This is a genomic window from Streptomyces sp. NPDC034103, assembly GCF_055575395.1.
Genome location: NZ_JBVISS010000004.1, coordinates 228,157 through 252,784, shown reverse-complemented (window position 1 = coordinate 252,784; position 24,628 = coordinate 228,157). Strand labels below are relative to the sequence as shown.

Sequence of the window (24,628 nt, the reverse complement as noted above, 5' to 3'; positions counted from 1 at the left end):
ATCTCGCCGGTCGGCGGCTCCTGGTCTGCTGACAGTGTCCGACCGGAACCGTTCCCAGCGCCTGTCGAGTACCCGGCGGACATGACCGAAACGAGCGGGACGCACCCGGTGGCACTGGGCCGGTGGAGTGACGAGGATGGTGGGGTGACCACGGAACGGGACGAACCCGGCGACGAGACGGACCGTATCTTCAAGCTCCAGGCGGAAGTGGAGCAGCTGAAGGAGGCGGTGACCGCGCATGCCGTCGTGGACCAGGCGATCGGCATGGTCGTCGCCCTCGGGCGCGTCACCCCGGACCAGGGCTGGGCGGTGCTGAAGGAGGTCTCCCAGCACACCAACATCAAGCTCCGCAATGTCGCCGAGCTGATCCTGATCTGGGGGCGCAGCGGACAGATGCCGCCGGAGATCCGGGCCGCGCTCGAGGAGGCGCTCGACCGCCACGGCCCGACCCAGATCCCCGGCTCGACCACGGAGTGACCCGCCGGCATCACCGGACCTCGGCCAGCAGTTCCTCACGGATCTGGGCGAAGCAGCCGCTGAGCAGCCGGGAGACGTGCATCTGTGAGATGCCCAGTTCCTCGGCGATGCCGCTCTGTGTCATGCCCTGGAAGAACCGCAGGTAGAGGATGGTCCGCTCGCGCTCCGGAAGGGCCCGCAGACAGGGGCCGACGGCGACGCGGTCCACCACGGTGTCGTACCGCGGGTCGGGGCCGCCGATGGCGTCGCCGAGCGCGTATCCGTCGGTGCCCGGCATCTCCGCCTCCAGGGACAGCGCGGAGAAGCACTCCAGGGCCTCCATGCCGCTGCGCACCTCGTCCTCGCTGAGGTGGGCGAACTCGGCGATCTCGGCCACGGTGGGGGCCCGCCCCTGGGTCGTCTGCGACAGCTCCTTGAGTGCCGCGCGGACCCGGTTGCGCAGGTCCTGCACCCGGCGGGGTACGTGCAGCGTCCACAGATGGTCGCGGAAGTGCCGCTTGATCTCACCGGTCACGGTCGGTACGGCGTACGCCTCGAAGGCGTGGCCGCGCGCGGGATCGTAGTGGTCGACGGCTTTCACCAGGCCCAGGGCGGCCACCTGGTAGAGGTCCTCCAGGGACTCCCCGCGGCCCTTGAAGCGGACCGCGATGCGCTCGGACATCGGCAGCCAGACCGCGATGAGCTCGTCGCGGAGCGCCTTGCGTTCCGGGCCGTCGGGCAGGGAGGCGAGTCGTTCGAAGGACGCCGCGGTGTCGGGGGCGTCGTCGTGCGGGTGCTGCTTGGTTCTGGTGGTGACGCGCATCGCGCGCACCTCCCTCAGCGGATGCTGGGATGGGAAACAACCATGGGAGGCGCGCGCTCGGAACCCGAACGGAGGACACCGGGGACGGACTCCCACGGACGTGCCTCCTGTCCGAAGCACATAGCTGCGCATTCCCGGTGACACATGAGTCAAAACAATCCGGGACATTTCGCCCAAAAAGATGTACGCGCTGACACCTTCCGCATCCTGTGCGTGAGCGACCTTGACCTGCCCTCGGGGCGGTTGCCTCTGCTGCGGAGGGCTGGTCGGCGGCGACCCCCGCGCTCTCGACAGGCGTCGTCGTCCCGGCTGCCAGGTCGACGCCCCGCGCGGCGTCCTCCTCGGCACGCCCGCCCATCTCGCGCTCGACTTCGGGGTACTGTTCGGCGCTGCCACGCTCGGCATCGCGGCGGCCCCGTCACTGCTCGGCCGGCTCGCGCGCTGATCATGGGGCGGGACGTGATGTGCGGCACGCCCGCGGGGTGGTGCGCCCCCGGTGTCGGGGTGTTCTTCCTGCGCACGGCTTGATCACTGATCAAAGGGGGTGAACCCGCTGGCCACAGCGCATTCTGCTCATTTGACAGTGCGCTGAGCACACAGATAGGAAGCAGCTCTCTGAGGGACAAGAGGTGGATTGTGTACGAGCCGAACGTGGTCGGGGACTGGCAGGAGTACGACGAGCGTGCCGGTCTGCGTGTCCGCGTCCACCGGCTGGAAGCCTCCGAGCCACCACGCGGCCGGGACGACGCCGCCGAGGGCCTCACGTACTTCAGCGTCCGCGTGACCGTCGAGAACCGCGGCGACCGGCACTCCACCATCCACCTGGAGGACGGCCAGATCGACGTCCGGATCGGTGCCGACGGCGAGAGCGCGTTCATCGACTGGCGCAACTCGCAGTTCATCGAGGGCTTCGACGTCTACCCGCTGCGCCGCGCCACCGCCGTGCTGTACGCGGCGGGCCCGGAGGCGTCCCTGAGCCAGGTCGACGTGCAGATCCAGCTGCGGGTCGACGAGGAGTGGGCCGACCGCAGGCTGTGGGCGGGCGGCATCGGCCTCCAGGAGGGTGCTGTGAGCTGCGCCGCCGGACGGGACGGCCTGGCCCACCAGATCAGCAACTTCCTGCGGGACCAGGCCGAAGAGGGCAGCGCCTGACGGTCGTTGCCGGCCGCGGGCTCAGTGCGGGATGCCGTCGATGATCTCCCGGGCGCCCTGCCGCAGCAGCGCCACCGCGACCGAGGTGCCGAGCGTGGCCGGGTCGAGACGGCCCGCCCACTCGTGGGCGTTCAGGCGGGTCTTGCCGTCCGGGGTGAACACACAGGCCCGCAGTGACAGTTCGCCCCCGTGGTCCACGCGCGCGTACCCGGCGATCGGGCTGTTGCAGTGCCCCTGGAGCACGTGCAGGAACATCCGCTCCGCCGTGGCCTCCCGGTGGGTGTCCGGATCGCCGAGCCCGCTGACCGCGTCGATCAGCTCGGTGTCGCCCTCGCGGCACTGGAGCGCCAGGATGCCCGCACCGATCGGCGGCATCATGGTCTCGGGGGAGAGGACCTCGCTGATCACGTCCTCGCGGCCGATGCGTTCCAGGCCGGACACCGCGAGCAGCAGCGCGTCCGCCTCTCCGGCCGCCAGCTTCGCGAGCCGCCGGTTGGCGTTGCCGCGGAACGGCACGCACTCCAACTCGGGGTGCGTGGCCGCCAGTTGTGCGACCCGGCGGACCGAGGAGGTGCCGATCCTGGTGCCGGCCGGCAGCTCGTCCAGGGTGAGCCCGCCCGGGTGGATCAGGGCGTCCCGGATGTCGTCCCGCTTCAGGAACGCGGCGAAGGTGGTCCCCGCCGGGAGCGGCCGGTCGGCGGGCACGTCCTTGACGCAGTGCACCGCGAGGTCGGCCTCGCCGGCCAGCAGGGCGGCGTCGACCTCCTTGGTGAAGGCGCCCTTGCCCTCGACCTTGGACAGGTCGCCCATCCACTTGTCGCCGGTCGTCCTCACCGGTACGACCTCGGTGCGCACACCCGGGTGCAGGACGGCCAACTCGGCGCGGACACGCTCCACTTGGGCGAGCGCCATGGGCGAGTCGCGGGAGACGATACGGATCAGTTCGGGCACGGACATGCGGACACGATAGACCCTCGCGACCGAGCGGCAGTCCGGTACCGCTCTCTTCACGCGCGCCGGTCGAAGGGGTGGAGACCCCTGCCGCCCGAGAGACCGGCCGCATCGCCCGGAAGTGCGCACCAGGCAGCGGTGGCGCGGGAGTTCGCGCCGCTCCACGCGCTATCCGGCGAGCGGATCGCTCATCTCGACCGAGCGCAGCGCCGCCGCGAGCGCCAGGTCGTCACCCACGTCGAGGGCTGTGTCGGTGAGCTTGATGACGTGTTCGTCGCCGTGGGCCAGGGCGCGTTCCAGGACCTCTTCGGGGGTGAGGCGGGCGGGTGGCGTGTACGTGACCCCGTCCGCGGGGGCGTACATCGCGGTGACCGCGGCGGAGGCGTTCCAGGCCGCGTGCAGGCTCGGCGCCCACAGGGTGCGGGGCAGCGCGTCCAGGGTGCGCAGGACGGCGTTGGGCGCCGTGGCCGCGTGGACGAGCATGGTCGGCTCGCCGTGGCCGTGGGTGGCGTAGCGGTGGGTGGCGGCGTGGACGAGTTCGGTGAGCCGGGCGCGGGCCGTCTCCGGGTCGGTCACGTCGTCGGCCCACGTGGGCAGGTGGCGGACGGCGCCGAGACGGTTCCGGAAGCCCACGTGGCCCGGTTCGATCGCGGGCACGGCGTCCAGGGACTCGCGCGCGCTCGGTGCGCCCTGCAGCGCGGTGAGACCGGTCACCGGCTGGTGCCGGGCGGCCCAGTAGCCCAGCGCGTGCGCCAGTTCGGTGACCCGGGGCGCGTTCTCGCCCGCCTCCAGGGCGCGGACGGCGTGGCCGACCCGGATGACGGTGTGGGTGGCACCGCCGTACAGGCCGGGCAGCAGTCGTGGCCACCACTCGGCGAGGACGGCCCGCCACGGGTGTGCGTCGAGGGCGCGGGCATAGTGGTCGGTCCAGTCGGCGATACGGCGTGGATCACCCAGCGCCTCCCGCCAGTTGGCCTCCGTGACGGGCGCGACGCGGTCGGGGAAGTCCTCCAGCTTGTCCCGGTACTGGTCCAGCCAGCGGTGCACCGCGTTCGCCTGTCCGTGGGCGGCGAGCGCCTCGACGACCATGGGGGCGTGGTTGCTGAGCCAGCCCTCCCGCTCGGGACCGAAGGCGTGGACGCGTTCGAGGGCCTCTTCCAGGTGTCCGCTTGTGTTCATGACAGGGACGGTATGCCGCCCGCCGGGGGGCGGGGATCGGGCGCGGGACCCAGAACCGTGCGTGCCTGGGACCTAGGTCTCGCGCCCGATGCCGTCAGCGGCTCACGCGTTGGGGTCGAAGGCGATCCCCGACGGCTTCGCGGACGCCAGATGGTTGGTGAAGTTGCCGTCCTTCAGGCCGAAGTTGGCGCTGCCGAAGTCGTACGCGCTGAGCTTGTCGCGGACTCCCGAGGGGTAGCCGTTCCATCCGACGAGCGGCGGGTACTGCCAGGTGCCCTTGGCGTTCTCCGGCGGCTCGTCGTTGGAGTTGGCGAGTCGGAAGCAGTGGGTGCTGATGCCGTCTTTGTGGTAGACGACCTTCGCGTGGCTGCCGTCGAAGCGGACGCCGGAGGCGGCGGTGATGGTGAACGAGCCGTGGTTGGACGTCGAGACGTACCGGACCGCGCCGTTCTGCACCCAGATCACGACGTGCTCCCAGTCGTGTCGGTGCCCGCCGATGCCGCTGCCCGCGACGGCCTGGTCCTTCTCGAAGTACAGGCCGTACATATAGGCGCACCAGCCGTTGTTGCACTTGGAGCGCGAGTACGAGTTGGTGTTGTTCAGGTCCGCGAGGTCGTGGCAGTCGCCGCTGAGCGAACCGGCCGGCTTCAGACCGCCGTTGACGGTCCCGTCGGGGCCGATCGCGGGCGTCGGGTAACAGCCGTCGGTGTCGTAGTCGAAGGCCGGCTGGTAGGTGTACTCGGCCGACTCGGCGTTGGTCGGCAGGGCGGCGGGCGGGGCAGCGAAGGCGACGCTGGGGAAGGCGACGACCAGGGCGGCGGCGCCGGCCAGACCGGTGAACCATCTCGCGCGGTGCCTCTTGAGCGACGGTGACGACACTGCGTCCTCCTCCTGGTGCGGGCGCAGCCGAACGGCTGTGGGGGAAAGGGAGGTTCAGCTTCCCCTTTTTTCATGTCCGCGCCAAGACTGTGCAAGCGGCTCTCTGGTAAAGGCCGTTGGAACCTTTGGATCCTGCGCGGGGCTCAGACGAGGTCGTCCGGCAGATCGGCCGCCGACTCCTGCGGCGCGAGGTCCGGACGCAGTCGCAGCCAGGACGGCTGGCGCAGCAGACCCGCCCGGGTACGGGTGGAGTAGCGGACCTCGCCGACGAGTCGGGGCAGGACCCAGTGGGCGCCCGCGACCCGGGGCACGGGGGAGAAGGGGCACGTGTCCGTGGCGGCGGTTCGCAGGAGCGCGGCGAGCTGGGTGCGTTCGGTCTCGCTCCAGCCGGTGCCCACGCTGCCGACGTACCGCAGCCGTCCGGCGGCGCGCTGGCCGACCAGCACCGCGCCCGGCAGGCCGGTGAGCCGCCCCTTGCCGGGCAGCCAGCCGCCGACGACGACGTCCTCGCTGCGCATGTTCCGGATCTTGATCCAGGCCCGGGAGCGGACCCCGGGCTCGTACACCGAGTCCAGTCGCTTGCACACCAGGCCTTCGAGACCGTGGTCGAGGGTGGCCTGGAGCGCCTGCCGACCGTGGCCGACGAGGGCGCCCGGGGTCGACCAGTAGGGGCCGTCCAGGCCGAGTTCCTGGAGCCGGTCGCGCCGGCGGACGTACGGGAGCGCGGTCAGGGTGCGGTCGGCCAGGTGGAGCACGTCGAACAGCACCAGGTGGACGGGGACTTCGGCGGCCTTCCGGGCGGCCTTGCCGGGGGCGTGCGCCAGCCCCATGCGGGACTGCAGGAGCTGGAAGTCGGCACGCCCCTGCGCGTCGAGCGCCAGGACCTCGCCGTCCAGTACGGCGGGCAGGGTGCCGAGTGCGCTGCCCAGAGGCGCCAGTTCGGGATAGGCGGCGGTGATGTCCTCCCCGGAGCGGGCGCGCAGCAGCACGCTGCCGTCACCGGCGAGGTAGACCACCACGCGCTGGCCGTCCTGCTTGGTCTCGTAGGCCCAGCGCGCGTCCTGTGCGGGGGGTGGCAGGGTGCCGGACGTGGCGAGCATGGGCGGGATCAGGGGGAGCTTCACGGGTGAGGTGTCGACGGGCCCCGCCCTCGGCACGCGCGCGTGAGGACGGTTTCGCCTGAACGGCGCTGCGCCTGCCGGCGGGGGCGGGACCGCACGCGGGGGCGCGACCGCACACGGGGGTGGGGTCCCACGCGGGGTTGGGGCCTCACACGATCGCCTCAGACGATCCCGCCGTTGGCCCGCAGCACCTGCCCGTTGACCCAGTGCCCGGCCGGGCCGACCAGGAAGGCGACCACCGAGGCGATGTCCTGCGGCGTGCCCAGGCGCTCCAGCGGCGGCTGCGCGGCCAGCCGGGCCACGGTCTCCTCGTCCTTGCCGTCCAGGAACAGGTCGGTCGCGGTCGGGCCGGGGGCCACGGCGTTGACCGTCACGTCACGGCCGCGCAGCTCACGGGCGAGGATCAGCGTCAGCGCCTCGACCGCGCCCTTGCTCGCGGCGTAGGCGCCGTAGCCGGGGAAGGACAGGCCGACGACCGAGCTGGAGAAGTTCACCAGCGCACCGCCCGGACGCAGCCTGCGGGCGGCCTGCTGGTCGACGACGAAGGTGCCGCGGATGTTGGTGCGGTACAGGGCGTCGAGCTCGTCGAGGTCCAGTTCCGCGATCGGAGCCAGGGGCATGCGGCCCGCCGCGTGCACGACCGCGTCCACCCCGCCGTACGTCGTCTCCGCGAGGTCGAAGAGTGCGGCCACCTCGGTCTCGTCGCCGACGTCCGCGCGGGCGGCCACGGCCGAGCCGCCGGCGGCCTCGATACCGCGTACGACCTCGTCGGCCGCGTCCTTGTCGCCCGCGTAGTTGACGACGACGGCGAACCCGTCGGCGGCCAGCTGCCGGGCGGTCTGGCGTCCGATGCCGCGCGATCCTCCGGTGACGATCGCGACGCGCTGCTCCGTGCTCATGTCCGCTCCTCGTGTGCCGTGCGAGTGGGGTTCGCATTTGTTAGCGATGCTACGTGCACCGCGTAACGACGATAACACAGTATCGTAGCGCTGCTATTCCCAGCTCGTATCAGCGCTACGAATGGCGTACCGTGCGGAGCATGGACGCGAGGGAAAAGATCCTGGAAGCCGCCGCGACGCTGCTCGCCGCGGCGCCCGCCGCCGATGTCTCCACCCGGGCCGTGTGCGAGGCGGCCGGAGTGGGCGCGCCGATGCTCTACCGGCTGTTCGGCGACAAGGCGGGGCTGCTGGCCGCCGTGGTGGACCGGGGATTCGAGCGGTACCTCGCCTCCAAGCGGGCCGCCAGGCCCGGCGAGGATCCCGTCGCCGACGTCAAGAACGGCTGGGACAACCACATGCGGTTCGCGCTGGAGCACCCCCATCACTACCGCCTGATGTACTCGCCCGAGCTGACGGCCCCGCCCGCCGCCGCGCGCGAGGCCCACGACCTGCTGCACGCCATCCTCGAACGCTGCGCGGCGGCCGGGCGGCTGAGCGTCCCGCCCGCTCTGGCCACACAGGTGATCATGTCCGCCAACGTGGGGGCGGCCCTGTCGATGCTCACCAGGCCGGAGCAGTACCCGGACCCGGGCTTCTCGACCCGCCTGCGCGATGCGGTGATCGACTCCCTGACCCGGCCGGCGGGCCCCGCGCAGACGGACGGCGTCCCCGTCGCGGCCGCCACCCTCGCCGCCCGGCTGCGCGCCGAACCCCCCGCGTCCTTCACGCCCGCCGAGTCGGGCTTGCTGCATCAGTGGCTGGGGACACTCGCCGGGAACTGACCTGACATGGCGCCGGGCGCGCGCGGCCCGCACATCGGCAGCCGCACGGCGCGGGCAGGGCGATGAGCGGCAACAGCGCGATCCGCGGGGACGTGGCGAGCACGTACGGCGCGACCGTGCCGGCCACCTGCTCGCCGCCGGTGCGCTCACGGACGTACGGCGAGGTGAAGGCGCTCAGCCCCACGAGAAACGATCGACCGGCAGACGAGCGCCCCCGCACGACCGGCAGGGGCCGAGGCACTCACGGATATACCGTCCAGTAATATCCGGCGGCAGGCCCCCCATAGGAGGAACCGTGCCCCGGTCCGAACGTTCACCCCTGCTGCTGGCCGCCCTGCTGGCCGGCGTGGGGGTCACCCACTTCGCCTCGCCCCGCTCGTTCGACGCGACCATCCCGCGGTCCCTGCCGGGCTCGCCCCGGACCTGGACCTACGCCAGTGGTGTCGCCGAGTTCGCGCTGGCGGCCGGGCTCGTGGCGCCGCGTACCCGCAAGGCCGCCGCGCTGGCATCCGCCGCCTTCTTCGTGGGTGTCTTCCCCGCCAACGTCAAGATGGCCGTGGACTGGCGCCACCGCCCGACCCCGCAGAAGGCCCTCGCGTTCGGCCGGCTGCCGCTCCAGGTGCCCCTCGTCCTGTGGGCCCGCAACGTCGCACGGAACACGGAGGGCCGGGCATGAGCGTACGCGTCGGCGTCGGCGACAAGATCGACGACTTCGAGCTGCCCGACGAGACCGGCACCCCGCGCAGCCTGACCTCGCTGCTCGCCGACGGGCCGATCGTCCTGTTCTTCTACCCGGCCGCGATGACGGCCGGCTGCACCGCCGAGGCCTGCCACTTCCGCGACCTCGCGGCCGAGTTCGCGGCCGTCGGCGCCCGCCCCGTCGGCATCAGCGGCGACTCTGTGGAGCGCCAGCAGGAGTTCGCCGGCAAGCACACCCTCGGCATGCCGCTGCTGTCCGACGCCGACGGGACGATCCGGGAGCGCTTCGGCGTGAACCGCGGTTTCTCACTGGCGCCCACCAGGCGGGTCACCTTCGTCATAGCCGAGGACCGCACCGTCCTGGAGGTCGTGCGCAGCGAGCTGCGGATGAACACCCACGCCGACCGGGCGCTGGCCGCGTTGCGCGACCACCGCAAGTGACTGCGGAGTCCCGGATGCCGTACCGAGGTTGAAGCGGTGCGGTAATGGGACCATCCTGGACGATATGGAGCACGCCTCCGCAGCGGCGGTCATCGACGTCCACGGCACGGTGACGGGGTGGAGCGACGGTGCCCGGCGACTGACCGGATACCCGGCCGAGGAGGCCGTGGGACTTCCGGTGCGTGAGCTGCTCGCCGAGGACCCGCCGCCCGACGTCGTGGCGGCCCGGACCGGCACCGTCGTCCTGCGGCACCGGGACGGCACCCCCCTCGCCCTCCCGCTGCGGGCGTGCGAGGTGCAGGGCCCGGACGGCTCACCCGGCGGTTTCGTGATCACCGCGGAGCAGCCCGGCGGGGCGGAGCCGACCCTCGCCGGGCAGGCCTTCCAGCAGGCCTCCATGTCCATGTCGGTCTTCGATCCCGGGCAGCGGTACCTACGGCTCAACGACGCCGCCTGCCAGGTGATGGGCGTTCCGGAGGAGGCCCTGCTGGGCCGGTTCTTCCCCGAGACCGTGGAGGAGGCCCAGCACAGCCACGGTTTCCACTGGCATCTGCGACGGGTCGCCGAGACCGGCGAGCCCCTGCACTACGAGAGCTACACCCGCGCCCCGTCCGGCAACCGCTACCACGCCTGGAACATCGAGATGTGGCCGGTGCGCAACGGCGCCGACGACGTCGTCGGGGTGGCCCTGGCCGCGTTCGACAGCACCGAGCAGCACTGGGCCCGGCAGCGCCTGGCGCTGCTCAACGAGGCCGCGGACGCCATCGGCACCACCCTCGACGTGGTCCGCACCGCCGAGGAACTGGTCTCGCTGGTGGTCCCGCGGTTCGCCGACTTCACCAGCGTCGACCTGCTCGAATGGGTCCTCGGGAGCGAGGAACCGCCGAGCGCCATGTCCCAGGACGTCGTTCTGCGCCGCGTCGCCCACGGCTCCGCCCACGAAGGCACCCCGGAGGCCGCCGTCCACCTGGGCGCGCTGGACGTCTACCCGCCCTACTCCCCGCCCGCCCGAGCCCTGCGCGAGGGCCGGGCCGTGCTCAGCCGGGCCGGCGAGCCCTCCTTCGACCGCTGGGTGCGCGAGCGCAACGCCCGCGCACCCCAGGGACGCTCCTACCGCGAGGGCACCCACTCGATGCTGGCGGTCCCGCTGCGGGCCCGCGGGATCACACTGGGCGTCGCCGTCGCCGTCCGTATCGGCCCCACCGACCCCTACGTCCCCGACGACGTCGCCCTCGCCGAGGAGCTGGCCAGCCGGGCCGCGGTCTGCGTCGACAACTCCCGCCGCTTCGCCCGGGAGCGGACCACCGCGCTGGCCCTCCAGCACAGCCTGCTGCCCCGGGGCCTGCCGGGACAGGCCGCCGTCGAGGTCGCCCACCGCTATCTGCCCTCAGGGTCCCTCGCGGGCATCGGCGGCGACTGGTTCGACGTCATCCCGCTCTCCGGCAGCCGGGTCGCCCTGGTCGTCGGCGACGTCGTCGGGCACGGCATCACCTCCTCGGCGACGATGGGCCGCCTGTGCACGGCCGTGCGCACCCTCGCCGACGTGGACCTGCCCCCCGACGAACTCCTCACCCACCTCGACGACCTGGTCACCCACCTGGCGGCCTACGACGTGGACGACGACATCGCGGAACTCGGCGCGACCTGCCTCTACGCCGTCTACGACCCGGTCTCGCGCCGCCTCACCCTCGCCGCCGCCGGGCATCCGCCGGCCGTCCTCGTGCTGCCCGACGGCACCTCGGCGCTCGTCCCCATGAACGCGGGCCCCCCGCTCGGCGTCGGAGGGCTGCCCTTCGAGGCCACCGAGGTGGAGGTGCCCGAGGGCGCCATCGTCGCCCTGTACACCGACGGCCTCATCGAGGACCGCGACCGCGACATCGACCACGCCAGCGGCGAACTGTGCCGCGCGCTCACCGCCCGCGCCAGCAGCCTCGACGCGCTGTGCGACTCGGTCCTCAAGGCCGTGCTGCCGGAGGAGCCGAGCGACGACGTGGCCCTGCTGCTGGCCCGCACCCGCGCGCTCGGCGCGGACCGCGTCGCCACCTGGGACGTGACGCCCGACCCCGTCCACGTGGCCGCCGCCCGGCAGGCCGCCACCGAGCAGCTCACCGCGTGGGGCCTGGACGAGGCCGCCTTCGTCACCGAACTCGTCGTCAGCGAACTGGTCACCAACGCCATTCGCTACGGCGCCCCGCCCGTCCAGCTCAGGCTGATCCGCGACCGCACCCTCATCTGCGAGGTCTCCGACGGCAGTTCGACCTCGCCGCACCTGCGCCGCGCCCACGCCTACGACGAAGGAGGGCGCGGACTGCTGCTGGTCGCCCAGTTCACCCAGCGCTGGGGCAGCAGACAGACCGGTTCCGGCAAGACGATCTGGGCCGAACAGCCGCTGCCCTGAGGTGCCTTGAGGTGCCTTGAGGTGCCCTGGGGCCCGATCACTCGAACGGGCACCCCGGGTTGGGCGCGTCCTCGGAGAACGGCGCCCCGTGCGGCAGCACGTACAGCACGTCCAGCACCAGCGGGGTGTCGCCCAGGTTGCGCCCGATGTGCACGTTGACCGACCCGGCCGGCTCCTGGACGAACTCGCCCTTCGCGTACACCCCGTCCGACGCGCAGGTGGAGTCGAAGTGGCTGAGCGTGCCCTGCTGGACGAAGGCGTACAGCGGGCCGTCGTGGTAGTGCCAGCCGGTCGCCTGACCCGGCGGAATCGTGATCTCTCTCAGGACGTAATCCGTGTCACCCACGGTCCGCTGGCTGACGAGCTTCGCGGTGACGCCGGGTCCCGGCGGGGTCGCCTGAGCGGTGCCGCAGGTGAGGGCGGTGGCCGCGGCCACCGCCCCGGCGATGCCGACACGGAGCGAGGTGCGCATACGGGGCCTCCAGAGGCTTGAGCGGCCGATCGGCCGATCGGCCGCTTCGGCGGACGATCGAGGACGTGCCGCTGCGAACATAGAGGCACAGCTGGGGAGTCGGGACCGGATTCAACAGATCTGAGGGTCCCCGGACGCGCCGCGTGCGGGCTCCGGCCGGTCTCAGAACTCCTCGTGCGCCTCCGGGTCCCCGCCCCTGCGCGGGTGCGCCCGGTCGCCGACCGCCGCCAGCTGGGCCGGGTCCAGCGTGAAGCCGAAGACGTCCAGGTTCAGGCGCTGCCGTTCCGGGTCCGAGGACTTCGGGATGGGCACCGCGCCGAGCTGTGTGTGCCAGCGCACGATCACCTGCCCCGGTGTCACCCCGTGGGCCTCGGCGACCCCGGCGACGACCGGGTCGTCCAGCAGGTCCGCGCCGGGGGCCAGCGGGCTCCAGCTCTCGGTGCGGATGCCCTTGGCGGTGTGGAAGGCGCGCAGCTCGTCCTGCGGGAACAGGGGGTGCAGCTCGATCTGGTTGACGCTCGGCAGGACGCCGGTCTCCTTCTCCAGCCGCTCGATGTGCTCCACCGTGAAGTTGGAGACGCCGATCGACCGCACCAGGCCCTCCTCGCGCAGCTTGATCATGGCCCGCCAGGAGTCGGCATAGCGGTCCACGCGGGGCAGCGGCCAGTGGATGAGGTACAGGTCCACGTAGTCCACGCCGAGGCGGCGGCGGGACTCCTCGAAGGAGGCGAGGGTCTCCTCGAAGCCGTGGTGGCGGCCCGGGAGCTTCGTCGTCACCACGACCTCCTCGCGGGGGACGCCGCTGCGGGTGACGCCGAGGCCCACGCCGACCTCGTTGCCGTAGTTCGTGGCCGTGTCCACCAGGCGGTAGCCCACCTCCAGGGCCCGGGCCACCGCCCGTTCCGCCTCCGCGTCGTCCATGGGCCAGGTGCCCAGGCCGATGGCCGGGAGCCTCGTACCGTCGTTGAGTTCGTGTGCCGGGGTGCTGATCACTGCCGGACCTTTCTCCTCGACCGTGTCGTCCTCCCAGCCTCACGGATAGGCTGGGCCGTGATCAAGCGGACGGGCGGGGGATGAGGGCGGCGGACGGCATGGGCGGCACCGAGGAGAAGCAGCGCGCGGGCGGGCGCCCCACGTCGAAGGACGTCGCCCGGCTCGCCGGGGTCTCCCACACCGCGGTCTCCTTCGTGTTCAACGGACGCGCCGAGGGCAACCTCTCGCCCGCCACCCAGGAACGCATCCGGCAGGCCGCCGCCCAGCTCGGCTACCGGCCCGACCCCGTCGCCCGGGGCCTGCGCCGCCGTCGTACGGCCGTGATCGGCCTGGTCACCGACGAGATCGCCTCCTCGCCGTTCGCGGGCCGGCTGCTGCGCGGCGCCATGGACACCGCCTGGGGCAGCGAACACCTGGTGCTGACCGTCGACTCCGGCGGTGACGCCGCCAAGGAGGACGCGGCGGTCGCCGAGCTCCTCGACCGGCGCGTGGACGGCATCATCTACGCGGCGATGTCCCTGCGCCGGGTGCGGGTCCCCGAGGGCCTGCACCGCACCCACTCGGTCCTCGCCAACTGTGTGCCCGAGGACGACTCGCTGCCCGCCGTCGTCCCCGCCGAGCGCGCCGGCGGCCGCACCGCGGCCCGGCTGCTGCTGGACGAGGGGCATCGCAGGGTCGCCATGGTGGGCGGCCAGGACGACATGGCCTCCGTGGACCGGCTGCGCGGCTTCCGCGACGCCCTGCGCGCCGAGGGCGTCACCGTGCCCAAGGAGTGGGTGGTGCGCAGCGGGGGCGAGATCTCCGGCGGGTACGAGGGCGCGCTGCGCGTCCTCGACGGCGTCCCCGCCGACCGGCGCCCCACCGGGATCTTCTGCTACAACGACCGGGTCGCGGCAGGCGTCCTGCACGCCGCGACCCGGCTCGGCCTCGCCGTTCCACAGGATCTGTCGGTGGTCGGCTACGACGACCAGGAGCACATGGCCGCGTACCTCACCCCGGCCCTCACCACGGTCGCGCTGCCGCACCGGGCGATGGGCGAGGCCGCCGCCCGGCTCGTCCTCGACTCGATCGACACTGGCCGGACGCCGTCCGCGACGGTACGGCGCCTGGCCTGCCAGGTGATCAGTCGTGCGTCGGTGGGACCAGCTCCCAGCCGGTGACCGCGGCCCCGGCGCCGGTGACGAGGAGTTCGGGTACGTCGTCGGGGCGCAGGTAGACCCGCTCGGTGACCGTGGCCCGGTCGCCGACGAACAGCTCCAGGAGTGAACCGTCCACGAGGATCCGCACCTCGCCGGCCGGTGCCCGCACCACGATCGGCGCCGACCCGTCGGGCCGTGCGCGCGTCCAGTCGGCCCGGTCGAGAGTGACCGTGCCCGTCCCCGGGTCGAGGAGGACGGTCAGTGCGGCGCCGGAGGCGGACCGCAGCAGACTCACCGTGGTGCGGCCGGACGCGGTGACGGTCAGGTCGTACGCCGACGGCAGCGGGGTGGGCCCGCCCGGCGCCGTGACGAACGGTTCGGCCGCCCGCAGCAGCGCGAGCTCCGGAGCCGGTACGACACGCAGGGAGCCGTCGGGATGGACGTCCACCACCCGCGGTGCCGTCAGGACACCGGCCCACCCGGCGCGGTCGACCTCGCCCTGTCCCCGGGCCTCCCACGACCAGCCCCACATGAGCACCCGGTCGGGCTCCTGGAGCACGGCGGGCGCGTAGAAGTCCCGGCCCTGGTCCAGGCGACCGGCGGCACGGGCCTCGAAGCGCAACCCGACCTGTCCGTACGGCTGGAGACGACCCGTCAGATAGCCGGTGGAGCACGGGTCCCCGTCCCACAGCGACACCGCCAGCACCCACTCGCCACTCGCCGTCGCGTACAGCTGCGGGCACTCCCAGCCGACCGCCTTGTCCCCGAACGCGTCGACCGCGACCGGGTCGTTGCCGTCCAGCAGCACCCCGGCGAACCGCCAGTCGGTCAGGTCCTCGCAGTCGTAGAGGAGCACCGAGGGGGTTCCGTCGGCGTGGCCCGCGCCGACCAGGGCCCAACGGCGGCCGGCGGCGCGGAAGACGAACGGGTCGCGGAACATCACCACGTCCAGTCCGGCGGGCGGGCCGGTCACGACGGGGGCGGGCAGCGGCCGCCAGTCGGTCAGCGTCTCGTCCTGAGGCATCAGGGCACGCGCCAGGCAGATGGAGCCGACACCGTTGTGATGGCGGTCGACGCCGGTGTAGACGGCGGTCGGCACGCCGTCGTCGTCGACCACGCACCCTGACCAGCAGCCCGCCTCGTCGGGGCCGCCCGGGGTCGGGGCGAGCGCGATCGGATGCTGTTCCCAGTGCGCGAGGTCGGGGCTGGAGACATGGCCCCAGTGGACGTTCGCGTGGACCGGTGCCTGCGGGTTGTGCTGGAAGAACAGGTGATAGCGGTTCCGCCAACGGAACGGCCCGTTCGGGTCGTTGAGCCAGTTCGCGGGCGGACGGACCCGGAACCGGGGGGCGTTGGGCGTGTGGCTCAACGGTTGACTCCTGCGGAAGTGATGCCCTCGCGAAGAGGGCGCTGGCCGACGAGGAACACGGCGACGGCGGGGAGCATGGAGAGCACGACACCGGCCAGCACCACCGAGATGGAACCGGTGCCGAGGTTGCCCTGGAGCGAGACCAGGCCCAGCGGCAGGGTGTAGTTCTGACCCGAGGTCTCCAGGATCAACGGCCGGAAGAACTCGTTCCAGTGGTAGTTGAAGGCCAGCACGCCGACGATCGCGAGGCCGGGCGCGGCCAGCGGCGCGTACACCGACCGGAAGGTCCGCCAGGGCCCGCAGCCGTCCAGCATCGCCGCCTCACCCAGGTCCTTGGGCATACCGAGGAAGTACTGGCGCATCAGGAAGGTGCCGAACGCGGTCGGGAAGGCCGGGATGATCAGACCGAGCAGGGTGTCGGTCAGACCCATCGACTTGAGCACCAGGAACACCGGCACGATGGTGACCTGCAACGGCACCATCATGGTCGCCAGGACCAGGCCGAACAGCGGCTTCTTGAACCGGAACTCAAGGCGCGCGAAGGCGTACCCCGCGAGACCGGCGGTGATCATCTGTCCGACGGCGATCAGCGCGGTCACCAGCGTGGAGTTGAGCGCCAGCAGCCAGACGTCGATCTGGTCGAACACCCCCCGGTAGGACTCGGCCGTGGGGTTCGTCGGGATGATCCTCGGAGGCAGGTCGAAGGACTCGGCCGGGGTGCGCAGGGAGGTGGAGACGGTCCAGATGACCGGGCCGAGGGTCAGCAGCGCGCACACCGCGAGGGCGGTGATCCGCGCCCAGGGCGCCAGGGAGTGGCGGGCTCGGCTCAGGTTCAGGGTTGCTTGGCTCATAGGGGGCTCACCCGGCTCACTGGTAGTGGACGAAACGCCGGCTGAGCCGGAACTGGAGGGCGGTGACGGCCATGATCAGCACGAACAGCAGCACGCCCACCGCGGAGGCCTCACCGAAGCGGAGCTGTTCGAAGGCGCTCTCGTAGATCACCATCACCACGGTCCGGGTGGCGTCCCCGGGCCCGCCGTTCGTGAGGACGTAGGGCTGCTCGAAGACCTGGAGCGCGTTGATGATCCCGACGACCGAGGCGACCAGCAGGGTGGGCGACAGCAGTGGCAGGGTGATGTTCAGGTGCTTGCGCAGACCGGTGGCGCCGTCGAGCGAGGAGGCCTCGTGGATCTCCTTGGGGATGTTGTTCAGACCGCCGACGAACAGCAGGAACGAGAAGCCGAACTGCTGCCAGACGTAGACCAGGACGACGGTCGCCATCGCGGCGTTCTCGGACGTCAGCCACGGCACGGGGGCGATCCCGACCGTGCCGAGCAGCCAGTTCACCACCCCGAAGTCCTGGTTGAACAGGTACTTCATCACCACCGAGATGGAGGCGGCGGACAGCACCAGCGGGAAGAAGAACGCCGAGCGGAACACCGACCGCAGCCACACCGGCATCCGCCCGTTGACCGCGAGCGCCAGCACCAGGGCGATCAGCAGTTGGAGCGCGACGGCGAGCACCATGAACACGAGGGTGTTGCGGAAGGAGACCAGCACGGTCGAATCGCCGAACGCCTCACGGTAGTTGGCGGCACCGGCGAAGCTCGGGTCGTCGATGACGTTCCAGTGGAAGAGGCTCAGCACCACCGAGCCGACGATCGGTACGACCGTGAAGACGACGATGCCGACGATCGTGGGTGCCAGGAAGAGGGTGGCCAGCATCCGGGTTCCGCGGTCACGGGCCGAAGGCCGCGCGGGGACCGGGGGCGGCGCGAACGGCTTCGTGGGCGCCGGGATCTGAGTGTCCGTCATACCTCACGCTCCATGGCCTTCTCCAGATCGTCCTGCATCCGCCGCAGCGCGGGGGCCACCGCGCGCCGGGACGACAGCGCGGTGCCGGTGTGCTTGAGCAGTACCTGCTCGACCTCGGCCACCTGCGGCGGGGCGGGGATCGGCCCGGTGTCGGGGAACGCGTCGAGGGTGTCGTAGAAGACCCGCCAGTGCCGGGGGCCGATCTCCCGGTAGCGGTCGGCGGTGAGCATCGAACGGCGGGCCGGGGTGGTCTGGTTGGTCCGGAACAGCCGCATCAGGGTGTCCCGGCGGGCGGCGTACTTGATGAACTCCCAGGCCTCGTCCTGTCGTGTGGAGGTACGCAGCAGCGCGTAGCCCGCGGCGCCGAACTGCATGCGCTGGGTGCGCCAGCGCGGGAAGTACTGCACGTCGAAACTGTCGGCCTCCATGCCGGCCAGATGCAGACCGCCGGCCCAGAAGCCGCCGGCGGGCGTGACGCCGACCCGGCCGGTGGAGAACACGCCGATCAGGTTCTGGCCGTTGCCTCCCTCGGGGCGGGTGCACAGGTCCTCCTGGATGAGGGAGGCGAGGTAGTCGTACGCCTCCTCCACCCGCTCATGGGTGGCCTGCGGGGTGGTCCACCGGAACCCGCCACCGCGCCCCTGCCGCTGGGCGGCCGGGTAGAAGGAGTCCCACAGCCAACTGCCGCCGGGCGCTTTGGACTCGGCGAGGAGGTTGGTGTCGTTGGCGAACAGCCACGGCACCACGCCGCCCCAGAGGCGGTTGGTCCAGAAGTACGGCGTGAACTGCGAGCCGCTGGACCTCTTCATGTCCCGCAGGAGGGCGGTGAAGTCGTCGCGGGTCCAGTCGGGCGCCGGGAAGCTCGCGCCCGCCCGCTTGAGGACCTGGTCGTTGAGGTACATGTCGGCCGCGTTGAACTCGACCGGCAGCTGGTAGAGGCTCCCCTCGTACATCATCGACTCCACCAGCGAGGGATGGACGTCGGCGAAGTACTCGCGCAGCTCCTCGGCGTCCCGCTTCACCCAGTGGTCCAGCGGGACCCCGAGGCGCTGCGCGAACAACTGGACGCCCTCGGTGGCGACATACACCAGGTCGGGGGCCGTGCCCGCCGCGATCTGGGTGAGGATCTTCGCGAAGAAGTCGGACCAGTCGACGGCCTGTACGGCGTTGATCCGCAGCTTGATGTCGGGGTGGAGCTCCTTGAAGCCCTCGGTGAGGGTGCGTACGGCCTCCGGGCCGTAGGCGGGGCCGAGCGTGGCGACGACGAGCGAGCCGTCGTCACGGCCGGGGATGTCGGCTCCGGTGAGCCGTTCCCAGCTGGCGGCGGTGCCGGCGAGGGCGGCTGCGCCCGCGCCGTAGGCGCCGTACCGCAGCAGGGTGCGGCGGGTGAGGTGCGAGTGGGTCATCCAAGCGCCTAACTCGTGTTAGTCCAGCCTTGACGCCCCAGATGATGGGAAACGGGGGATGTCCGTGTCAAGAGTCGTGCACCCCTTGACCTTTAACGAGTTAGGTCTCAGAGTCCTGGACCCATGAGCCGCAGTACTCACGAGAGGGGCGTCGCGTGACGCACGGGGTGACCAGAAGAGCGTTGCTGGCCGGGACGGCCGTCGGGGCGGCGGCCGTGGCGGTGCCGGCGGGACCGGCCTCGGCACGGCCGGGGCGTCCGGCGCGGGCAGGCGCGAGCTACCGCGCCGGGTACCACCTCACCGTCCCCGACGGATGGAAGAACGACCCGCAGCGGCCGGTCTGGATCGACGGCGAGTACCACTACTACTACCTGTACAACGCGGACTACCTCACCGGAGCCGTGGGCACGGCCTGGCGCCTGGCCACCAGCACCGACCTGGTCTCCTTCACCGACCGGGGGGTCGCCGTCCCGAAGGACACCACCCCCAACGGCGATGTCTGGTCGGGCTGCGCGGTGGTGGACACCGAGGGCACGGCGGGCTTCGGCGCGGGCGCGGTCGTGGTGCTCGCGACCATGGCGCCCGGCGACGGCCCCACCTCCCAGGCGCAGTACCTGTACTACTCCACCGACGGCGGCCGCACCTTCCGCAACCACGGCACCGAACCGGTGCTGCCCAACCCCGGTGTGCGCGACTTCCGCGACCCCAAGGTGATCCGCGACGAGGAGCGCGACCGGTGGGTGATGGCCCTCGCCGAAGGCACCAAGGTCGGCTTCTACCACTCCACGGACCTCAAGCGCTGGACGTACGCGGGCGGTTTCGTCAAGGAGGGGATCGGGACCCTGGAGTGCCCGGACCTGTTCCGCATCACGGCGACCGACGGCACGCGGACCTGGGTGCTGGGCGTGAGCGCGAACGGCAAGGGAGCCGGGCTGCCGAACACCTACGCCTACTGGACCGGCTCCTTCGACGGCGCCTCCTTCGCCGCCGACACCGCCGACCCGCAGTGGCTGGACCACGGCTTCGACTGGTACGGCGCCGTCACCTTCGACAAGCACCACGCCGACGGCTCGGTCGACCCCGGCACCCGGTACGCGATCGGCTGGCTGAACAACTGGGACTACGCCCACTTCACGCCGACGATCGACGGCGACGGCTTCAACGGCACCGACTCCGTCGTCCGCGAGATCGTCCTGAAGCGGGCCGCCTCCGGAACGCTGTACCTCGCCTCCCGGCCGGTCACCGCCCTGGACGACCACGTCTCCCGCACGATCGACCTCGGCGACCTGGAGGTCGACGGCACCCGCCTCCTGGACTACAACGGCACCGCCTACGAACTGACCTGCACGATCACCTGGGAGCAACTCACCGGGGCAGGTGTGCAGTTGCGCCGCTCGGCGGACGGGAACCGGCACATCGACGCCGGCGTGTACCGCGACTTCGCCTTCGTCAACCGGCGCGGCGCCGCGAACCCGGACGGCTCGGCCCGATGGCAGGAGAGCCACACGCCCTTCGACCCGGCCGCGCGCCGGGTTCGGCTGCGGATCCTCGTCGACCGTACGTCGGTGGAGGCGTTCGTGGACGACGGCCGTTACGTGCACTCCCTGGCGGCGTTCCCGTACCTGGCCGACACAGGGCTGGCCCTGTTCACGATCGACGGCAGGGCCGTGTTCCGGGACGTCGTGATACGGGAGTTCACCATGTGACCGCGCAACCCGCCCCCACGGCAGGGGAGTCGGGGCGGTCGGCCGTGCGAGCGCGGTCGCTCTGTCGCCGCTCTGGTGGAGGCCGCCCGGGTGGCGCTGTCGCCAGGAGTCGGGATCGCTGTCACGATCTTCGTGGAGAACGGCGGACGACCAACGGAGCACGGATGACCACGAACACGGGTACGGCGCAGGCGGAGCACATCCCGGGGATCGAGGTGAGACCGGTCGCCGGGCACATCGGGGCGGAGATCACGGGCGTCGACCTGGCCGGGGAGCTCGACGACGCCGTGGTCGCCGTGATCCGGGCGGCGGTGCTGCGCTGGAAGGTGGTGTTCTTCCGGGAGCAGCGGCTGGACCACGCCGGGCATGTGGCGTTCGCGCGCCGGTTCGGCACCCCGGTGGTGCTGCGCAAGCGGGGCGGCGCCTCGCCGCCGGACTTCCCCGAGGTGGAGACGACCGCCGACCGGCTGGAGCTGGGCGGCAGGTTCGGGATGGAGCACGACGAGTGGCTCCGGCGCCGCCGGCACACCCTGCTGCGCGGCTGGCACTGCGACCACGGCGCCCGCGTCGATCCGCCGGCCGCCACGATCCTGCGCGCCGAGACCGTTCCGCCGTACGGCGGCGACACCACCTGGTCCAACCTGGCCGCCGCGTACGCCGGGCTCTCCGCGCCGGTGCGGGAGTTCGTGGCCGGACTGCGGGCGGAGCACCGGCTCGGGGTCGGCTACCAGGCCCGCCCCGGGGACGACGCCTACGTCCGGCACCTGCTGGACCACCAGGTCGCCTCGCTGCACCCGCTGGTACGCGTCCACCCGGAGACGGGTGAGCGGATCCTCTGCGTCAACGGCTACTACGTCGAGCAGATCGCCGACCTCTCCCGCGCCGAGAGCACGGCGATCCTGGACATGCTCCTGGAGCAGGCGGTCCGGCCCGAGTACACGGTCCGCTTCCGCTGGGAGCCCGGCAGCGTCGCCTTCTGGGACAACCGCGCCACCATCCACCTCGCCCCGAGCGACAACGCCCACCTCGACTTCCCCCGGACCATGCACCGGGTCATGCTCACCGGCGACGTCCCGGTCGGCGTGGACGGCAGGCCGTCGGAGCCGGTGGTCGGCACGGAGGCGGGACGCTGGTGAGGCAGGGCTGACCCGCCCTTGCGCCCGCGACGCCGTGGCCGGTGGTGCCGCACCCGCCGCCCGTTCCTCAGGCGGACGGCCGCCGGCCCAGGGCCGGGCCCAGCTTCGTCGCCATGTCGGTGAGGATCTGCACGTAGTCCTCGTGCTCGAAGGTGAACGGCAGCGCGAAGGCCACCTCTTCCACCTCGCGGAACGCGGCGTGTGCGTGCAGCCGCTCGGCGATCTCCGCCGAGGTGCCGACGATGTCGGGGGCGAACATCAGCCGGGCCGGCCCCTGCGGGGACGTGGTGCGAGGGGTGCGCTGGGCGGCGTACTCCTCGTACCGGGCCCGCTGTGCGGGGGTGGCCGAGTCGGTGGGGATGACGACGAGGCCCTGGGAGACGCGGGCGGCCTCGCCCTCGGGGTGGGCGGCGCGGAAGGCGCGGATGTGGGAGAGCTGGATCTCGGCGAAGTCGGTCGTCACGTCCGGGTTCTCGGCCTTGACGACACTGCTGGTCAGGAAGTTCATGCCGTGCTCGCCCGCCCAGCGCGCCGAGCTCAGGCTGCCGCCGCCGTACCACATCCGCCCGCCCAGGCCGGGGGAGTGGGGCTGCACCCGGTCCGAGAACACCTCGAAGCCCTCGACGCCGCTGAAGTCCGTGGCCGGCTTGCCGCGCACGAGGTCGAGCAGCCGCCGCACCCGCTCGTAGGAGAAGTCCTCGGCGTCGGCGGTGTCCGGGTACAGCGCCTCCTTGACCTGGTCGTAGTGCAGCGGCGGGCCCACGCTCACGCCCGCGTTGACCCGGCCGCCCGAGAGGATGTCCGCCGTCGCCAGGTCCTCGGCCAGGCGCAGCGGGTTCTCCCAGCCGAGCGGGATGACCGCGGTGCCGAGCTCGATGCGGCTGGTGCGCTGGGAGGCCGCCGCCATGACCGCGACCGGGGAGGAGATGCCGTACTGCAGGTGCCGGTGGCGCAGCCAGGCGCTGTCGAAGCCGAGTCGTTCGCCCAGTTCGATGATCTCCAGGGTGGACTCGTGTCCGCGGCCCGGGTCCGCCTCGTCGAAGAGGCCGATGGTGAGGAAACCCAGTTTGCGCAACGGGCGAGGGGTGGGGGGCACCGGCTCCTCCAGGTGAGCACCGATCGACGTCGTACGGCAGTGGCAACTCGATCGCGGTCCGTGATGTTCCCGGCCGCCGCGATCGGGACGCCGTCTCAGACCAGGGGGATCGTGACCTCGTCCTCGACCGGCGGGTCCAGTTCCTGCGCGCGGTTGCCGGTGGCCGCGTGACAGCGCAGCCGGATCGACTCCGGGGTGACGTCCAGGCGCAGGAAGCACTTGAAGAACGGCGGGCTGTACGTGGCCGAGCTCGGGGAGAACAACTGCGTGTAGATCTTGCGCACCGGGAGCCGGAACCGTGAGGTGCGGTCGGGTCGGCCGCCGGCGCCCAGGAGACTGGCGACCAGACGCGTGCGGAACGTGACGCGCGCGGGTTCGCCCGGGGTGCGGGTCCGTGGGATGCCGAGGCGCTCGGCGATGACCGCCGCGGACTCCGCCTCGGTGAGGGTGAAGAAGCGGCGCAGCCGCAGCCGGCACCCGTAGAGCGTGCTGTAGAAGGCGAGGGAGTCGCCGCGCAGCGGGTAGCAGCGGAAGTCCCCCTCCGTGACGTTCGCGACCGAGACGCGCGGGATGGTGTGGGTGGCGTGCATGAAGGCTCCGCCGCCGCCCGAGACGACGTACTGGATGGTGCGGCCGTCCACGTCGACCGGATAGCGCTGGTAGTTGTGGATGTCGCCGCCTATCGCCGCGACGTAGTGGTGCTCGGGGGCGCGGACGAGGTCGTCGACGGTGCCGCCGCCCTCGATGGGGCAGGGGTGGTGCTCGCCGTCGACGTACAGGGGCGATCCGGTGACGAGGATCTTCGGTCGCGGCCCTTGTGACACCTCGCGCAGCCACGCGCCCTGTTCGGCGTCGACCGTCCCCAGGAGACCGGTGTCGATGCCTATGATCCGCACCGGTCCGGCGTCGATGGCCCAGTACGGGCCTGGCTGGGCGGCCTGTTGGTCCGGCGCCGAGCGCAACTGCCGTGCCGCGTCGAGGCGTTGGCCGTCACGGGGGCTCGGCCGGTGCCACAGCAGGGAGCGCAGCCAGGCCCGGCCGAGCGGGCGGGGGCGCGGCTCGGGAGTCAGTGGCGGGGTGTCGTCGCAGAAGACGCGCATGAAGGCGCCGAGGTCCTCGTACCAGTCGTGGTTGCCCGGTATCGCGTAGATGGGCGCCCGGTAGTCCTGGTAGGGGCGGAAGAACTTGGTGTCGTAGTCGTCGGCGCTGCCGGCCGGGTAGATCACGTCGCTGGCGAGGACCGAGAAGCGGGTGTCCTGACCGACCTTCAGAAAGCCTGGGACGACGGCGTACTGGGGTGCGTCGCCCTCGCCGGTGTCGCCGATCACCATGAAGGAGAAGCGGTCCGGGTCGTCCCGCCGGATCACCTTGTCGGCGGGGGCGCCGGCCGCCGCCCGCTGCGCCACCCAGCGGGCGCGGGTCCGGCCCGTGGGGTCCCCGAACCAGGAGGCCAGCACGCCGTTGCGGGCGGCCCACAGGGTCCTGGGGGCGAGCCAGGAGAGCTTGTGGACCTTGGTCGGCATCAACCGCTGGTACGCGCCGCGTTCTGCGGCACCCCAGCCGGCGCCCTCGGGGGTATCGCGTGAGGAGTCAGACACCGGTGCACCGTAACAACGCGCTGGTGGAGGTGGTACGGGGGAGGGGGCGTTCCTCGTGAACGCGCCCTGGACGCGGGGC

24 protein-coding genes are annotated in these 24,628 nt (G+C 72.0%); 10 read left to right on the top strand and 14 right to left on the bottom strand.

Annotation, left to right across the window (positions count from 1 at the left end):
• Window positions 1–144: 144 nt before the first annotated feature.
• Complete coding sequence (locus tag ACZ56U_RS10555; RefSeq protein ID WP_469083636.1) at window positions 145–477, top strand: ANTAR domain-containing protein; 333 nt, start codon at window positions 145–147, stop codon at window positions 475–477.
• A gap of 10 nt (window positions 478–487) precedes the next feature.
• Here the strand turns inward: ACZ56U_RS10555 and ACZ56U_RS10550 are convergent, their stop codons facing one another.
• A complete protein-coding gene (locus ACZ56U_RS10550; RefSeq protein ID WP_469083635.1) occupies window positions 488–1,279 on the bottom strand; it encodes a SigB/SigF/SigG family RNA polymerase sigma factor in 792 nt (263 codons plus the stop codon).
• A gap of 223 nt (window positions 1,280–1,502) precedes the next feature.
• Between ACZ56U_RS10550 and ACZ56U_RS10545 the strand changes: the two genes are divergently transcribed.
• Both ACZ56U_RS10545 and ACZ56U_RS10540 read left to right on the top strand, forming a co-directional pair.
• Entirely contained in the window at window positions 1,503–1,724 is a 222-nt protein-coding gene (locus ACZ56U_RS10545; RefSeq protein ID WP_469083634.1) for a hypothetical protein, read from the top strand.
• 191 nt (window positions 1,725–1,915) lie between these two features.
• Complete coding sequence (locus tag ACZ56U_RS10540; RefSeq protein ID WP_469083633.1) at window positions 1,916–2,431, top strand: hypothetical protein; 516 nt, start codon at window positions 1,916–1,918, stop codon at window positions 2,429–2,431.
• Between the two features lie 21 nt (window positions 2,432–2,452).
• Here ACZ56U_RS10540 and hemC read toward each other — a convergent pair whose 3' ends face one another.
• The 5 genes from hemC to ACZ56U_RS10515 form a co-directional block, all read right to left on the bottom strand.
• A complete protein-coding gene (hemC, locus tag ACZ56U_RS10535) occupies window positions 2,453–3,388 on the bottom strand; it encodes a hydroxymethylbilane synthase (protein ID WP_469083632.1) in 936 nt (311 codons plus the stop codon).
• Between the two features lie 162 nt (window positions 3,389–3,550).
• A complete protein-coding gene (locus tag ACZ56U_RS10530) occupies window positions 3,551–4,561 on the bottom strand; it encodes a questin oxidase family protein (protein ID WP_469083631.1) in 1,011 nt (336 codons plus the stop codon).
• Between the two features lie 102 nt (window positions 4,562–4,663).
• The gene (locus ACZ56U_RS10525) at window positions 4,664–5,440 is read right to left on the bottom strand and encodes an NPP1 family protein (RefSeq protein ID WP_469083630.1); all 777 of its coding nucleotides are present in this window, start codon (window positions 5,438–5,440) and stop codon (window positions 4,664–4,666) included.
• 143 nt (window positions 5,441–5,583) lie between these two features.
• On the bottom strand, window positions 5,584–6,564 hold the full coding sequence (gene ligD / locus ACZ56U_RS10520; protein ID WP_469083629.1) for a non-homologous end-joining DNA ligase: 981 nt from the start codon (window positions 6,562–6,564) through the stop codon (window positions 5,584–5,586).
• 158 nt (window positions 6,565–6,722) lie between these two features.
• A complete protein-coding gene (locus tag ACZ56U_RS10515) occupies window positions 6,723–7,460 on the bottom strand; it encodes an SDR family oxidoreductase (protein ID WP_469083628.1) in 738 nt (245 codons plus the stop codon).
• A 140-nt stretch (window positions 7,461–7,600) separates the two neighbouring features.
• Here ACZ56U_RS10515 and ACZ56U_RS10510 point away from each other — a divergent pair, with 140 nt between their 5' ends.
• From ACZ56U_RS10510 to ACZ56U_RS10495, 4 genes are all read left to right on the top strand, one after another.
• Window positions 7,601–8,281 carry a TetR/AcrR family transcriptional regulator gene (locus tag ACZ56U_RS10510; protein ID WP_469083627.1) on the top strand — a complete coding sequence of 227 codons (681 nt, stop codon included), beginning with the start codon at window positions 7,601–7,603 and terminating at the stop codon, window positions 8,279–8,281.
• Between the two features lie 295 nt (window positions 8,282–8,576).
• Window positions 8,577–8,957, top strand: a complete 381-nt coding sequence (locus ACZ56U_RS10505) for a DoxX family protein (protein ID WP_469083626.1) — start codon at window positions 8,577–8,579, stop codon at window positions 8,955–8,957.
• Window positions 8,954–9,421 carry a peroxiredoxin gene (locus ACZ56U_RS10500; RefSeq protein ID WP_469083625.1) on the top strand — a complete coding sequence of 156 codons (468 nt, stop codon included), beginning with the start codon at window positions 8,954–8,956 and terminating at the stop codon, window positions 9,419–9,421. The genes ACZ56U_RS10505 and ACZ56U_RS10500 overlap by 4 nt, the downstream gene beginning before the upstream one ends.
• A 64-nt stretch (window positions 9,422–9,485) precedes the next feature.
• Window positions 9,486–11,819 carry a SpoIIE family protein phosphatase gene (locus tag ACZ56U_RS10495; protein ID WP_469083624.1) on the top strand — a complete coding sequence of 778 codons (2,334 nt, stop codon included), beginning with the start codon at window positions 9,486–9,488 and terminating at the stop codon, window positions 11,817–11,819.
• Window positions 11,820–11,856: 37 nt separating this feature from the next.
• Here the strand turns inward: ACZ56U_RS10495 and ACZ56U_RS10490 are convergent, their stop codons facing one another.
• The gene (locus tag ACZ56U_RS10490; protein WP_469083623.1) at window positions 11,857–12,291 is read right to left on the bottom strand and encodes a cupin domain-containing protein; all 435 of its coding nucleotides are present in this window, start codon (window positions 12,289–12,291) and stop codon (window positions 11,857–11,859) included.
• A gap of 162 nt (window positions 12,292–12,453) precedes the next feature.
• Window positions 12,454–13,284 (bottom strand): aldo/keto reductase, encoded by an 831-nt coding sequence (locus ACZ56U_RS10485; RefSeq protein WP_469083622.1) that lies wholly within the window; start codon window positions 13,282–13,284, stop codon window positions 12,454–12,456.
• Window positions 13,285–13,382: 98 nt separating this feature from the next.
• On the opposite strand from ACZ56U_RS10485, the gene ACZ56U_RS10480 reads away from it, so the two are divergent.
• Window positions 13,383–14,444 carry a LacI family DNA-binding transcriptional regulator gene (locus tag ACZ56U_RS10480; RefSeq protein WP_469083871.1) on the top strand — a complete coding sequence of 354 codons (1,062 nt, stop codon included), beginning with the start codon at window positions 13,383–13,385 and terminating at the stop codon, window positions 14,442–14,444.
• Here ACZ56U_RS10480 and ACZ56U_RS10475 read toward each other — a convergent pair.
• Genes ACZ56U_RS10475 through ACZ56U_RS10460 form a run of 4 tightly spaced genes read right to left on the bottom strand, consistent with a single transcriptional unit; the run spans window position 14,407 to window position 19,013 of the window.
• The gene (locus ACZ56U_RS10475; RefSeq protein ID WP_469083621.1) at window positions 14,407–15,792 is read right to left on the bottom strand and encodes a glycoside hydrolase family 32 protein; all 1,386 of its coding nucleotides are present in this window, start codon (window positions 15,790–15,792) and stop codon (window positions 14,407–14,409) included. The genes ACZ56U_RS10480 and ACZ56U_RS10475 overlap by 38 nt on opposite strands.
• Entirely contained in the window at window positions 15,789–16,643 is an 855-nt protein-coding gene (locus ACZ56U_RS10470; RefSeq protein ID WP_469083620.1) for a carbohydrate ABC transporter permease, read from the bottom strand. Before ACZ56U_RS10470 ends, ACZ56U_RS10475 begins: the two co-directional genes overlap by 4 nt.
• 16 nt (window positions 16,644–16,659) lie before the next feature.
• Window positions 16,660–17,607: a carbohydrate ABC transporter permease gene (locus tag ACZ56U_RS10465; protein ID WP_469083619.1), complete on the bottom strand. Its 948-nt coding sequence runs from the start codon at window positions 17,605–17,607 to the stop codon at window positions 16,660–16,662.
• Window positions 17,604–19,013 carry an extracellular solute-binding protein gene (locus ACZ56U_RS10460; protein WP_469083618.1) on the bottom strand — a complete coding sequence of 470 codons (1,410 nt, stop codon included), beginning with the start codon at window positions 19,011–19,013 and terminating at the stop codon, window positions 17,604–17,606. The genes ACZ56U_RS10465 and ACZ56U_RS10460 overlap by 4 nt, the downstream gene beginning before the upstream one ends.
• A gap of 215 nt (window positions 19,014–19,228) precedes the next feature.
• Here ACZ56U_RS10460 and ACZ56U_RS10455 point away from each other — a divergent pair, with 215 nt between their 5' ends.
• Together ACZ56U_RS10455 and ACZ56U_RS10450 are read left to right on the top strand one after the other, a co-directional pair.
• Window positions 19,229–20,719 (top strand): glycoside hydrolase family 32 protein, encoded by a 1,491-nt coding sequence (locus tag ACZ56U_RS10455; RefSeq protein WP_469083870.1) that lies wholly within the window; start codon window positions 19,229–19,231, stop codon window positions 20,717–20,719.
• 164 nt (window positions 20,720–20,883) lie between these two features.
• A complete protein-coding gene (locus ACZ56U_RS10450; RefSeq protein WP_469083617.1) occupies window positions 20,884–21,855 on the top strand; it encodes a TauD/TfdA dioxygenase family protein in 972 nt (323 codons plus the stop codon).
• A gap of 67 nt (window positions 21,856–21,922) precedes the next feature.
• Here the strand turns inward: ACZ56U_RS10450 and ACZ56U_RS10445 are convergent, their stop codons facing one another.
• Window positions 21,923–22,951: an LLM class flavin-dependent oxidoreductase gene (locus tag ACZ56U_RS10445; RefSeq protein ID WP_469083616.1), complete on the bottom strand. Its 1,029-nt coding sequence runs from the start codon at window positions 22,949–22,951 to the stop codon at window positions 21,923–21,925.
• A 95-nt stretch (window positions 22,952–23,046) separates the two neighbouring features.
• Window positions 23,047–24,549 carry a metallophosphoesterase family protein gene (locus tag ACZ56U_RS10440; RefSeq protein WP_469083615.1) on the bottom strand — a complete coding sequence of 501 codons (1,503 nt, stop codon included), beginning with the start codon at window positions 24,547–24,549 and terminating at the stop codon, window positions 23,047–23,049.
• Window positions 24,550–24,628 lie beyond the last annotated feature (79 nt).